The following is a 12,479-nucleotide window of genomic DNA, read 5'->3' as shown; positions in this document are numbered from 1 at the left end:
TAGCTGACAAACACTAAATGTCAGTAGCACTTCCAAGCTTTTTTTAATCAATTAAGTCGTTTAAAGCAAGGTCAATCGTATCAAAATAGAATTCAAAATGGTGAGAGACGAGCTGCTCGGGATATACACGATGACTATCTAAAATGGCAGCCGCCTTGTCTCCCAGTGCAAATTTGATCGCAGTTTCTGGAATGGTCAGGAGGGAAGGTCGGTGTAATTTCTCAGCCATTTTCATAGCAAACTGCTTCTCCTGGACGGGATGAGGGGAAGTGAAATGGACGATCCCAGTTAAGCTTTCATCGTTTGCGACAAAACGAACCGCGCGCACAAGGTCATCAATATGAATCCACGAATACCACATTTCACCGGTGCCAAATTTCCCGCCGAGCCCGCTTCGAAAGACTTTTTCAAAAGATGGGAAGGCTCCTCCTTCTCGGCCTAGCACGAGCCCGAATCGAGCGATAACGAGCCTGATTCCAAGCTTCTCTACTTCGGAAGCCGTTTTTTCCCACTCAGTGACAGCTCTTCCAAGAAATGAAGCCCGCTTTGGATGTTCTTCTCTATAGTAATCAGAATAGATTTCCGTATAGGACGGGGGATAGCCACCAACTGCACTGGCGTTGATCCAAACATCTGGCTTTTGCGGTTGATGTTTGATGATGGAAAGTAAAGCTGCAGTTGCCTGAATTCGACTATCCACAATTTCTTTTTTCCGTCTTGCGGTCCATCTTTTAGAAGCTAGGTTCGCTCCAGCAAGATTAAGGACTAGGTCAAAATGAATGTCACTCAAATCAGGAAGCGAAGTGTCATCTTGCAGCCACTGAATGAAATGAATGTTCTCGAAGGAAGCTCGTTTTTCCCGTGTTAAAATATAAACTTGATCTCCTGTTTCCATATAGGACTTCGTTAATCGCCTGCCGGTAAATCCAGTTCCTCCGGCAATTAAAATATTCATTTCTCCACCTCGTTTCGTTTTGCCTTTTCCCGTTTCATTAACAATAGAAACCCATTTTGGAGTATGATAAGATAAATAGGGAGGTTTTTTTCATGAAAATTACCGCAATCCGAGTACAAGAAAAAAGAAAAGAACGCTACAATGTTTTTGTGGATGAAAAGTATCGTTTTAGTGTAGATGAAGAAGTGCTCGCGCGTTTTCATCTTTCGAAAGGAAAAACACTTTCGGAAGAAGAAATTGAGCAAATTGAAGAAGCTGACCAAGTTCGGATTGGGTTAAATAAGGCGATTCAATTTTTATCTCATCGTGTTCGTTCGGAAAAAGAAATTCGTTCTTTTTTAGCGAAGCAGGAAATTGAAGCCATTCACCGAGATAGCATTGTTCAAAAACTTGTGGAGATGGATTATTTAAATGATGCTGAATTCGCAAAACTTTACGTGAGAACACAAGTCAAGACTACAACAAAAGGCCCGGGAAAAATCCGCCGAGAATTGATTGAAAAAGGGGTTACACGTGAAATTATTGATGCGAGTCTAGCTACTTATACAGCAGAAGAACGCGAGGAGAATGCGCTTAAAGAAGCATCAAAAATAGCAAGGCGTAGTCGAAATTTAGCCAAACAGCGTCTTGTAATGAAGATTCGAACAGATCTACTGCAGAAAGGTTTTTCAGAGCTTGAAGTGAAAAATGCGGCAAGCGAAGCTACTGCTGAGTTAAATGAAGAAGATGAAACAGAAATTCTTGGTAAACAGCTTGAAAAACTAATCCGCAAGAATAAACGATTCGATCCGCGAAAAGCGAAGCAAAAAACGATTCAATCATTGATGCAAAAGGGCTTTAGCTATGCAAACATTGAAGCCTATCTTGCGGAATATGAGATTGATTTTGAAGAGGTGGAAGATGAGTGAACGATTATACGGAGGAATTAACGAAACAATTACTTGCTAAAAATCCGGCTCTTAGTGAGGAAAAGGCACTTTGGTGGGTGGAAATGCTTTGGAGTGATTTTGAAAGTTCTTATGCAAAAGCAGGATACCCGTATCGTGGTGCTCAGTATGCGGCAGATTATGTCAAACAACAAATTGAACAGCATGGGGCGATGCTTCATTTGGTTACGAGAAAGCAAAAAGATGAGAATGAGGGGGAAATAAAATGAAACAACGTGGTTTTGAAGTGGTTCGCGAGGATAGTCGCTTTTTTAAAGGGGAAGAGATTCATTTACCAGAACGTTCGGATGCTGGTTCTGCGGGCTATGATTTTTATTCGAATGAAGATGCGACACTTTATCCTGGAGGAACACATACTTTTTTCACAGATGTAAAAAGCTATATGTTAAGTGATGAAGTTTTGATGATGCACGTGAGATCTTCGATGGGAATTAAGCGTGGGCTTAACTTATCCAATAACACAGGAATTATTGATGCTTCTTATTATGAAAATAAAGATAATGATGGGAATATCGGGATTGCGCTTCGAAATATCGGAAGCGAGCCTGTGACTATTCAAAAAGGGGAACGAATTGCTCAAGGAATTTTTACGAAGTATCTTGTGGCTGATAAGGATGAAGTGATGAGCGAAACACGCGATGGTGGTTTTGGCAGCACGGGACTTTAATTGGTGAAGGATAGTAAAAAAGCCGAAAGGTAAATGAAATAGTCCATTTACCTTCCGGTTTCTTGCAAAGAGAGTAGTAAAAACTCTCTTTTTTGTATGGGGTAGGGGTTAGAGTGCGACAGGAACGAGTTTTTTCTGTAATTTTTCATCAGAAAAAATCCAGCCTGTATAAGACGATAGAATTTTTAAATTATCATCTAAGCGCACGACTGCAACAAATGGGTAGTGCCCGTTGCTACGGTATCTCAAATCCGTAAACGTGACATAGGTTGCATCTAACTTTTCTTCAATTCTCCAGTTGTAGACTTTGGAGAAAGAAACGAAAGCAGCTAAATTTTTATCCTGTTTCGCAGCACGAATGAGCTCATTATCTGGAACAGGCAAACGATCGAATTTTTCATAGATCGAAATATTTCGTTTGAATGCTCGTCCCACGTAGTAATGATCTTTCGTTGTGACGGCAACACGCCACTGGAAGAAATGTATGGTTGAAGCAACAATAATTTCTTCAGCGTCAGGAATTAAATGTTGAACCGCTCGTTTGATCATTTGCTGTGTCACGGCCCGTGCGACATAATAAAGCGCTAGGATCGCATAAAGCGTAAAGAACGTTGGACCCGCGGGTGTACCAAGTAACCAAAGGATGATCGCAACCACATGTGACCCGAAAATAAACCAGTCAAATGTGTTGATAAAACCAAAGGCGACCCAGGTATCCTTGAAAGGTCGAATCGCTTGCGTGCCATACGCGTTAAAAATGTCAACAAAGATGTGGAGCGCAACCGCAATGAAACTCCAAAGTAGTAAATGTATAAAAGTAGCCTGCGGAAAAATAAAGTAAAGTATAGTTGAAATGAGTAGCGGCCAAATAAACAGCATTGGAAGAGAGTGTGTTACCCCTCTGTGATTGCGAATATAGTCCGCGTTGTTTTTAAGTTTTAAAACTGTATCGACGTCGGGAATTTGAGAACCAATGATCGTTGCTGCCATGATGCCAATCACAGCGGGTGAACTGCTTGCGATCCCAGGGTCAATCCCTGTTGCAAGACCCCCAAGTGCGATTCCCATAACAACGTGTGTGCCAGTGTCCAAAAGCTTTCCTCCTCGTAGAGTGAAAGTAGTCACCTTAAAAGAAAGCGACTGCTTTCTGCAACAAAATGGGATTAGAGTAATAAACTCTAATCAGCTCTTCTTTTCTATACAGAAGTCTGTTCAAAGACTTAGACTTTCTGTATAATAGTAAAAGTTAAGCTTATTATTCTATTCCCTCGTCTACATTATACTACACATTGAGAAGAACAGCACATTAAAAATCTATGAGAATTATGGTGAATAAAATGCAAACACATGAATTTCTAAACTGGGATTCATCTAAAATTTCAAGCTTTCGGCTAGCACTTGTTTCTTGGTATGATGCAAACAAGCGCGTTTTACCGTGGCGTGAAAATACAGATCCTTACAGAATTTGGGTATCAGAAGTGATGCTTCAGCAAACACGAGTGGATACTGTGCTTCCTTATTTTGAGCGTTTCATGCAAAAGTTTCCGACGATGCGGGATTTTGCTTATGCGACGGAAGCCGAAATTTTAAAAGCGTGGGAAGGACTTGGCTATTATTCACGTGTTCGCAATTTGCAAATAGCCATGCGGCAAGTGACTGAAGAGTTTGATGGAGTGGTTCCTGATACAAAAGAAGCACTTTTGAGTCTTAAGGGAGTGGGGCCTTATACAGCAGGAGCTATTCTTAGCATTGCTTATGGGAAGCAAGAGCCGGCTGTCGATGGGAACGTAATGCGGGTGATATCACGGGTTTTTGAAATTGATGAAGACATCATGAAGCCGAAAACACGAAAAACGTTTGAAGCAATTTTATATAAACTGATTGATCCAGAGCATGCCTCTGCATTTAATCAAGGCTTGATGGAAATTGGTGCACTTGTATGCACACCAAAAAAGCCAATGTGTTTACTGTGCCCGCTGCAAGAATTTTGCGAAGCACATCAAGCTGGAAAAGAGCTTGATTATCCTGTTAAAATTAAGAAGACAAAGTCCAAAACAATTCCACTTATAGCCGTCATCATTGAACAAGATGGAAAATATATTGTGGAGCAGCGGGAAGATACAGGTTTGCTTGCTGGTATGTGGCAGTTTCCGACAATAGAGGCTCTACCCAATGAAAATGATGAACTTGTAAAACTGAAATTCTTACGAAAATACGGGCTTACTTTAGAATTAGCGGATAATGTAGTGACACATGTTAAGCATGTATTTTCACACCTTGTCTGGCAAGTTGAACTTAAACAAGCGCGTATTTTAGAAGGAGAATTATCAGGACGAACCAAATGTTTAACGGAAAAAGAGATGACTGAACTTGCCTTTCCGGTTCCGTACCAAAAAATGTGGCAAGCTTTTTTAAAACAAAAAGGAGGAAATCAAGAATGAATCAAGTAGCACTAGTAACTGGAAGCAGTCGAGGATTAGGACGCGAAATCGCACTGAAACTCGCAGCTGAAGGATACGATATCGCGGTGAATTTTGCGAGAAATAGAAAAAAAGCAGAAGAAGTAAAACTGGAAATCGAACAAATGGGACGTCGCTGTGAGCTTTTCCGTGCCAATATTGGAGATGTTGAGAAAATGCGAGTGATGTTTGCTGAAATAAAAGATACCTTCGGACGATTAGATTTATTCGTTAGTAACGCAGCAAGTGGCGTTTTAAAGCCGCTGATGGAGCTCCAAGAAACACACTGGGACTGGACGATGAATATCAATGCAAAAGCCTTGTTATTCGCTAGCCAAGAAGCAGCCAAATTGATGCAAGAAACGGGAGGTGGAAAAATCATCGGAGTTAGCTCGATTGGCGCTATCCGCTACCTAGAAAATTATACAACAGTGGGAGTTTCAAAAGCAGCAGTTGAATCGTTAACGAGATACTTAGCCGTTGAACTTGCTCCACTTGGCATTGCGGTCAATACGGTTTCTGGTGGTTTAATCGAAACGGAGGCGCTTGATCACTTCCCAAACAAAGAAGAGCTGATTCAAGACGCGATTCATAAAACGCCAGCTGGAAGAATGGTTCAATTAAACGATTTAGTGAATACTGTGCTATTTTTAGCAAGTGAACAAGCAGATATGATCCGCGGGCAGACAATTATTGTAGATGGTGGACGAACGTTACTTGCTTAGTAGTAGAGCTTTGGATGGTTTTAAATCGTCCAAAGCTTTCTTTATGTTCTTGAAAAAGAGGTTTTCTGAGGTTATTCGTGCTTTTGAAGGAGTTTATAGTTTTTTTGTGTCATTTTTTTATGCTATAATACAAGGTGAACCGTTTCTAGTACATGAAGAAAGTAGGAAAGCGCATATGTACTTGCCTAAAGAAAAAGAAATTATTCAAATCAAAAGCTACAAGCATAACGGTAAACTTCATCGTACTTGGAAAAAAACAGTTGTCCTTAAATCAACAGAAAACGTGATCATCGGCGGAAATGATCACACGCTTGTTGTTGAATCAGATGGAAGAAAGTGGGTAACACGTGAACCTTCCATTTGTTATTTTCACAGCGATTATTGGTTTAATGTCATTTCAATGATTCGAGAAGACGGCTTATATCATTATTGTAATCTTGGAACCCCGTTTGCAATGGACCGTGAGGCACTCAAGTATATAGATTACGATTTGGATATTAAAGTCTTCCCAGATGGACGATTTCATTTGCTTGATGAAGGCGAATACGAACAGCATCGCCGCCAAATGAAATATCCAGATTCTATCGACCGGATTTTGCGAAAAAATGTGGATATTTTAAGTCACTGGATTCTTGATAAAAAAGGACCTTTTTCGAAAGATTACATTGACATTTGGTACGAAAAGTACAAAGAATACCGTTGAAGTCATTATTGACGGACCCTAGGCCTAAGGATTCTTGAATAGGCTTGGGGTTTTGCTATCTTTAACTAACTGAATTTTTACATAAAACTACAAAAAGCATATTTAAGCAGATAAGGGGAGAAAAAATTGGAGTTAACTTTTTGGGATAGAATCGTACGTGCTTTTCAGTATGACCTAGCGATCTGGCATAATGTATTTTTAACCATTATTTATATTATCGCTGGGGCTTGTGTGTTTTTTGCAATCCGTTATATTCGCACATTGATTCGAAAAAAAGAACGCTTTTCAATTACTGCTTTTTTCACTATTTTAATCGGACCACTTGTCTTTCCCGTTGTGCTGTTTTTGATTCTTTCCCTTTCGTTAGGTGGCTCGAGTTCTGTCACACCGGGGCAGAAGTTTGTTACTTTTAAAACCTCAAACGGAGATGAAGCCGTGGCACTTACGACAGGGAACTTTCTGGCAAACGAAACAGGAAAATACGGTACATATGGAAGCACGCGCTATTATGGGGTCGCTCTTTCACAAGAGTCAGGAAAAAAAGTTTGGCAAACGAAACTATCCGGCGGAGAAGCAGAATTACTCGGGAAAACGGGAGATAAACTTTGGTATTTTACTGGGAATGGTCTTCAAGTGATTGCCTTAAAAACGGGGAAAACCTTAGCCAAGGCAAGTGATTTTAAAGGCATCCAAAATCAGTTACCTAAGAATTACGAAAACTATCTAGTGAAGGACCAGTTGGTTTATTTTAAAGGATTAGATGGTCAGTTTTATCAAATCAATCCTAAAAACCTAACAGGTAAAGTTGTGAAAGAAGGAATTCGTGCAGCCGATTTTCCAGAGACACCAGTCAGTGATGAAAAATTTGAAACCGCACAAATCACAGCAACGCCGGATAGTGACCAGTTGTTTGCTTTGTTATCAGACAAAGAGCTTCAAGCTATCCAAGCAGGTGGTGATATTGAAATGGATCAAGAAAATGAAAGATCTTATCTCTATCAAACTAAACTTGTCAAACAAAATAAAGTAGCTGTTTCGGATAATGAAAAAGTAATGTCTGAAGCTTTCATTTCTGGTGAATTTATTCTTGATCCTAGTCGAAAGCGACCAACAAATGATACCTTTCACACCTTAACAGACTTTACTAGCCAAGTAAGTGATACAGAAAATAGCGCGTATTCGACCGAATACAACCGCTTTGTGAGAATAACAGGGGGACTTGGAGTCGCGACGAGTTCAAAATATTTACCGCTTGCAACTAGCGAAGGAAATTGGCTGATTTTACACTATGAAACCATTGAAAGAAATTCAAGTCTGAAACTAAGCGCTTTTAATCCGCGAACAAAGCAGGTGAGTTGGACGACGCTCTTATACACTTCAAGCATCTCTAGCACCTTGAAACAAGGAGATAAACTCACACTTCTGTCTAATGATGATTTGCTAGAGATAAACTTAAAAAATGGGAACTTAAAAGGTTATAGCTTTCAAAATGACCGTTTTTTCAGCAAGAAACCCGAATAAAAACGCTGTAGGCTTAGCCTACAGCGTTTTTATTCTTCAGTGACGCTAATATCAATTTGGTTATCTTCTTGGTGTCTCAGTTTGAAACTGTGAATTAATTTTTCCAAGTAATCTACCGTTTCCTGATATGCGAAGATCGAAGCAATAATCCTCATCAAGTGATATTCATCCAGTTCACGCGTTTCATCATCAAGTTTCAATTCATTAATAAACAAGTCCATCAATTCTTTAGGATCTTGAGCCAGATGATCTTCCACATAATCCACATCAACAGCCACTTTGTCAATATAAGTAAGAAGTAGTTGCTCATGCTTATCCGTTAAATAATCGATTTGTTGTCGAATTTGTTCCTGCTTAAGCGGAGCGAGGAGCAAATAATCATTTTCATAGCGATGTTGGATTTTCAGTAAGTCAATTGCTTTTTGCGAACACAAGATCATTTGCCTATAAATCGCGATTTTTCGTGATTTTGCGAGCATCTCTTTTTTTCGGAATGAACGTTCTTCTTTAAATAAATCATACTGATTACGAATTTGCGACATTTGATTTTGCATCCAGTTCATATCTTTTTTTAGAAGTGGAAAATCCGCCGCGTGTCGTAAGTTCAACTTAATCCATTTCATGATCTCACTGTTCGTAGTATAAATTTGTTGATAAAGCGTGACTTCATATTTCGGCGGAATAAAAATCAAGTTTACAATAAATGCCGCTACAAGACCCAGCATAATCGTCCCAAAACGGATAAGCGCTGTCTCAAGAAAGCCGTTTCCAGGAGAGTCCATAATAATGACAAGTGTCACAACGGCAAGCCCAATCGTGTTTTCAAGCTTCAATTTCAGTAAAAGCGCCACACAGATAATAGAAGCTACGCCGATTAAGATGAAATCATTCCCAATATAGAGTCCGAATAAAATGGCAATCACGGCTCCGATCACATTCCCTTGAGCACGTTCTAAAATAGTTAAATAGGAACGATAAATCGAGGGCTGAATCGCAAAAATAGCGGAAATACCTGCGAGCGCCGGTGAAGGCGACTTACAAAGCTGCGCAATAAAAAGTGCGAGCGAAATAGCAATTCCGGTTTTTAGAATTCGAGCTCCGAATTTCATGCGAAGTAATTCCTTTCTAAAGTGCCTAAAAACACTTTTTTCTTATTATAACCCGTCTCACTAATTAATAACATGATTTTACATATTTTCCGCCATTTTTTTGAAAACACGCTGAACCGCGACAAGCGTTTCCTCGATATCTTTTTCTGTGTGAGCAGTTGTGACAAACCAAGCCTCATATTTAGACGCAGCAAGTAAAATCCCTTCCTCACGCATCCCCTTAAAGAACTCTGCAAAAGCTTCACCATCTGTATTTTGTGCATCTTCATAATTTCGAACCGTTTTATTTGTGAAAAAGACAGTTAAGGCACCGACAATTTGATTCACCGTCACAGGAATTTGATATTCCTTTGCCGCGCTTAAAATCCCTTCTTTTAACATCCGGCCCAATTTTTCAAAGCGGTCATAAAGACCTTCTTCTTGAAGAACTTCCAAGCAGGCGATACCAGACTGAATGGAAGCAGGGTTCCCAGCATGTGTGCCAGCTTGATAAGCAGGTCCGAGTGGGGCAACTTCTTCCATAATATCAGCTCGTCCACCGTAAGCACCGATCGGAAGGCCACCGCCAATAATTTTCCCAAGAGCCGTCAAATCAGGCGTGACATTTAAATAGTCTTGTGCACCGCCATACATAAAGCGGAATGCCGTAATGACCTCATCATAAATCACAAGTGCACCAGCTTCATGCGTCATTTCATTCACTTTCTCCAAGAAGCCAGGTTCTGGAGCAACAATCCCGAAGTTCCCAACGATCGGTTCAACGAGGACAGCCGCCACTTGATCGCCCCAAGCTTTAAGAGCCTCACGAAAAGCATCCAAATCATTAAACGGAACCGTAATCACTTCACGTGCAGTCGCTTGCGTCACACCAGCAGAGTCAGGCGTTCCAAGTGTAGAAGGTCCAGAACCCGCTTCAACGAGAACAAGATCAAAGTGACCATGATAGGAGCCGCCGAACTTAATGATTTTTTCGCGCACAGTATAAGCACGTGCCACCCGAACAGTGGTCATCACAGCTTCCGTACCCGAATTTGTAAAACGAACCTTATCAAGCGAGGGAATAGCTTCTTTTAACATTTTGGCAAACGTAATTTCGTGTTCCGTTGGCGTTCCGTAAAGGACCCCCGTTTCTGCCGCACGTGTGATCGCCTTTGTGATATGTGGATGCGCGTGTCCAGTGATGATTGGACCAAAAGCCGCCAAATAATCAATGTACTTATTTCCATCCACATCATAAAAATAAGCTCCACTTGCAGATTTCATCGTAATCGGAACACCGCCACCAACACCTTTGTAAGACCGGCTTGGGCTGTTGACACCGCCAACAATGTGTTTTTTTGCTTCTTCATGTAGCTCTTCAGATTTCGAATGATTCATCTTTACATCTCCTTTTATATCAGGCAGGTTTCCCTGCTCGTCTCTTCTATTCTATGAAAAATAAGCAGAAGTCGCAACTTGAAAGGGCAAGATCATTGCTGTTTTCTAAAAAAAGTCATACACTGGGTAAAAAAGGGAGGTAGGCTTAATGAAAATCGTTTTCACCATGGCAATTCCAGAAGAATTGCAAAAAGAATTCGCTAAACAATTTGAAACCGACAAAACCTATTACACAGACAATCTAGAAAACTTTGCTGAGCTAAAGGAAGTAGATGTCATCGTCACTTACGGGAGCGACCTCACGGAGCCGCTTATTCATGCAGCAGAAAATCTCAAATGGATCATGGTATATTCAGCAGGTGTCGATAGCCTTCCAGCAGAAGCGATTACAAGACGGCAAATCAAAGTTAGCAACGTGCGAGGCATCCACGCTTACCCTATGGCAGAATTTGTCATGGCTTACCTACTTGATGATGTCAAACAGTTGCGCTTCTTTAGTTCAGCACAGCAAAAAAAACAATACGCATCCGAACATCCCGTAGTTGAGTTGGGTGAAAAAACTATCGCCATTGCCGGAACAGGCGCGATAGGCATCCAAGTAGCACGCTTTGCAAAAACTTTCCAAATGAAGACGATCGGTTTCAATACAACTGGCCATAAAGCAGAATCCTTTGACAAAACTTACCCGCTAAAGAATCTATCCGAACTAATTTCAGAAGTTGACTACTTTGTCTCAGTCTTGCCTAAAACGAAGGAAACAAATGAAATCTATGGAAGAAACTTTTTTGAATCCCTTCCTAATCAAGCCGTGTTTATCAATATTGGTCGAGGAAACGTAACAACAAAAGAAGTACTTGAAGAAGCTATCCAAGCAAATGCCGTTAGACATTTTTATTTGGACGTCTTTCCAGAAGAGCCTCTACCTATAGAAAGTCCATTGTGGGAAGCAGAAAATGTAACTTTAACGCCACATGTATCTGGGCATACTGATCAGTATCTCAAACGTAGTTTTCAAATCTTTGCAGATAATATCATCCGGTTTAAGCAAAATGAAGCACTCGTCAATTTGATAGATTTAAAACGTGGCTATTAAATCCCATTATTGACATAATAGAAGAGTTTCCGTTAAAATAATAGAAGTATTAAAATTATTTTAATTTAGGGAAGGAGTGCATGGCGGTGTCTAGTACTCAATTAAAAGAGTCAATAGATGTCCTCAAACAGTCTGGAGTTCGTATTACTCCTCAACGTCATGCTATATTAGAGTTCTTAATCAATTCACATTCCCATCCTACAGCAGATGAAATCTATAAGGCCTTAGAACCTGAATATCCGAATATGAGTGTTGCGACCGTTTACAACAACTTACGCGTATTTCGTGATGCTGGGTTAATCAAAGAATTATCTTATGGTGATGCTTCAAGCCGTTTTGATTTCACTACGTCTAATCACTATCACGCTATTTGTGAAAAGTGTGGGAAAATTGTAGATTTTCATTATCCAGGTTTAGATGAAGTGGAACATTTTGCTGCTTCTGTCACTGGATATGAAATTAATAAGCATCGTTTAGAAGTTTATGGAATTTGTCCAGAGTGTCAGGCAAAAGAAAATCATTAATTGAAATAGCTTAAAAGTGTGCAATGAATTTTGCACACTTTTTATATGCATATTTTATGCATATAAAAAGCTGTTAAACATGATTTTACATTTTTCTACATTTTTATTCATAATTTTATTGACATACTTCTCTAAACTTGGTATATTAGTTCTCGGCGCTACTAATTACAACATTTTTGATTTGAAATGCAAGAAAAAACAAATTAAAAAATTGTTGACAGATCAGCGTTCAAATGATATGATTTAAAAGTCGCAAAAAACGATTTCACTTTCAAAATGAAACTTGTTTTTGCAACTAAATGACCTTTGAAAACTGAACAATAAGAAGACGAAAAAGCGATGAGACAATATGTTTCACCAATCAATTCGCAGGACAGGAAATCGAGAGCGATTTCCAAA

13 protein-coding genes are annotated in these 12,479 nt (G+C 39.9%); 9 read left to right on the top strand and 4 right to left on the bottom strand.

What is annotated here, in order from left to right; translation table 11 throughout:
• Positions 1-43: 43 nt before the first annotated feature.
• Positions 44-955, bottom strand: coding sequence for a TIGR01777 family oxidoreductase (locus HB912_RS12035; RefSeq protein WP_185374910.1), 912 nt, complete (start codon positions 953-955; stop codon positions 44-46).
• Positions 956-1,047: 92 nt separating this feature from the next.
• Here HB912_RS12035 and recX point away from each other — a divergent pair, with 92 nt between their 5' ends.
• From recX to HB912_RS12020, 3 genes are read left to right on the top strand one after another with little or no spacing between them, the layout of a single operon-like run.
• A complete protein-coding gene (gene recX / locus HB912_RS12030) occupies positions 1,048-1,863 on the top strand; it encodes a recombination regulator RecX (RefSeq protein WP_185374908.1) in 816 nt (271 codons plus the stop codon).
• Entirely contained in the window at positions 1,860-2,111 is a 252-nt protein-coding gene (locus HB912_RS12025; protein ID WP_036072313.1) for a YfhJ family protein, read from the top strand. The genes recX and HB912_RS12025 overlap by 4 nt, the downstream gene beginning before the upstream one ends.
• Entirely contained in the window at positions 2,108-2,569 is a 462-nt protein-coding gene (locus HB912_RS12020; RefSeq protein WP_185374906.1) for a dCTP deaminase/dUTPase family protein, read from the top strand. Before HB912_RS12025 ends, HB912_RS12020 begins: the two co-directional genes overlap by 4 nt.
• Positions 2,570-2,677: 108 nt before the next feature.
• Here the strand turns inward: HB912_RS12020 and HB912_RS12015 are convergent, their stop codons facing one another.
• Positions 2,678-3,661 (bottom strand): metal-dependent hydrolase, encoded by a 984-nt coding sequence (locus HB912_RS12015; RefSeq protein ID WP_036072317.1) that lies wholly within the window; start codon positions 3,659-3,661, stop codon positions 2,678-2,680.
• Positions 3,662-3,906: 245 nt separating this feature from the next.
• Here HB912_RS12015 and mutY point away from each other — a divergent pair, with 245 nt between their 5' ends.
• From mutY to HB912_RS11995, 4 genes are all read left to right on the top strand, one after another.
• Entirely contained in the window at positions 3,907-5,010 is a 1,104-nt protein-coding gene (gene mutY, locus HB912_RS12010) for an A/G-specific adenine glycosylase (RefSeq protein WP_185375081.1), read from the top strand.
• Positions 5,007-5,753, top strand: coding sequence for an enoyl-[acyl-carrier-protein] reductase FabL (gene fabL / locus HB912_RS12005; RefSeq protein WP_185374904.1), 747 nt, complete (start codon positions 5,007-5,009; stop codon positions 5,751-5,753). The genes mutY and fabL overlap by 4 nt, the downstream gene beginning before the upstream one ends.
• A gap of 175 nt (positions 5,754-5,928) precedes the next feature.
• Positions 5,929-6,456, top strand: a complete 528-nt coding sequence (ntdP, locus tag HB912_RS12000) for a nucleoside tri-diphosphate phosphatase (protein ID WP_036072319.1) — start codon at positions 5,929-5,931, stop codon at positions 6,454-6,456.
• Positions 6,457-6,582: 126 nt separating this feature from the next.
• Entirely contained in the window at positions 6,583-7,977 is a 1,395-nt protein-coding gene (locus tag HB912_RS11995) for a PA2928 family protein (RefSeq protein ID WP_185374902.1), read from the top strand.
• Positions 7,978-8,006: 29 nt separating this feature from the next.
• Here HB912_RS11995 and HB912_RS11990 read toward each other — a convergent pair whose 3' ends face one another.
• Complete coding sequence (locus HB912_RS11990) at positions 8,007-9,086, bottom strand: aromatic acid exporter family protein (protein ID WP_036072326.1); 1,080 nt, start codon at positions 9,084-9,086, stop codon at positions 8,007-8,009.
• A gap of 78 nt (positions 9,087-9,164) precedes the next feature.
• Complete coding sequence (locus tag HB912_RS11985) at positions 9,165-10,463, bottom strand: glutamate-1-semialdehyde 2,1-aminomutase (RefSeq protein ID WP_185374900.1); 1,299 nt, start codon at positions 10,461-10,463, stop codon at positions 9,165-9,167.
• A gap of 148 nt (positions 10,464-10,611) precedes the next feature.
• Between HB912_RS11985 and HB912_RS11980 the strand changes: the two genes are divergently transcribed.
• Positions 10,612-11,556, top strand: coding sequence for a D-2-hydroxyacid dehydrogenase (locus HB912_RS11980; protein WP_185374898.1), 945 nt, complete (start codon positions 10,612-10,614; stop codon positions 11,554-11,556).
• A gap of 80 nt (positions 11,557-11,636) precedes the next feature.
• Positions 11,637-12,080 carry a peroxide-responsive transcriptional repressor PerR gene (gene perR, locus HB912_RS11975; RefSeq protein ID WP_036072328.1) on the top strand — a complete coding sequence of 148 codons (444 nt, stop codon included), beginning with the start codon at positions 11,637-11,639 and terminating at the stop codon, positions 12,078-12,080.
• Positions 12,081-12,479 lie beyond the last annotated feature (399 nt).

Origin of the sequence: Listeria aquatica (genome assembly GCF_014223975.1) — a bacterium.
Classification (GTDB): Bacteria; Bacillota; Bacilli; order Lactobacillales; family Listeriaceae; genus Listeria; species Listeria aquatica.
The sequence above is the reverse complement of the archived record's forward strand: the minus strand, read 5'-3'. Positions and strand labels throughout refer to the sequence as shown.

Excerpts from the sequence above, each read along its gene's own strand:
- HB912_RS11985 (WP_185374900.1), bottom strand. The coding sequence starts at position 10,463 with ATGAATCATTCGAAATCTGAAGAGCTACATGAAGAAGCAAAAAAACAC.
- ntdP (WP_036072319.1), top strand. The coding sequence starts at position 5,929 with ATGTACTTGCCTAAAGAAAAAGAAATTATTCAAATCAAAAGCTACAAG.
- fabL (WP_185374904.1), top strand. The coding sequence starts at position 5,007 with ATGAATCAAGTAGCACTAGTAACTGGAAGCAGTCGAGGATTAGGACGC.
- perR (WP_036072328.1), top strand. The coding sequence starts at position 11,637 with ATGGCGGTGTCTAGTACTCAATTAAAAGAGTCAATAGATGTCCTCAAA.
- HB912_RS12035 (WP_185374910.1), bottom strand. The coding sequence starts at position 955 with ATGAATATTTTAATTGCCGGAGGAACTGGATTTACCGGCAGGCGATTA.
- HB912_RS11990 (WP_036072326.1), bottom strand. The coding sequence starts at position 9,086 with ATGAAATTCGGAGCTCGAATTCTAAAAACCGGAATTGCTATTTCGCTC.
- HB912_RS11980 (WP_185374898.1), top strand. The coding sequence starts at position 10,612 with ATGAAAATCGTTTTCACCATGGCAATTCCAGAAGAATTGCAAAAAGAA.
- HB912_RS12020 (WP_185374906.1), top strand. The coding sequence starts at position 2,108 with ATGAAACAACGTGGTTTTGAAGTGGTTCGCGAGGATAGTCGCTTTTTT.
- recX (WP_185374908.1), top strand. The coding sequence starts at position 1,048 with ATGAAAATTACCGCAATCCGAGTACAAGAAAAAAGAAAAGAACGCTAC.
- mutY (WP_185375081.1), top strand. The coding sequence starts at position 3,907 with ATGCAAACACATGAATTTCTAAACTGGGATTCATCTAAAATTTCAAGC.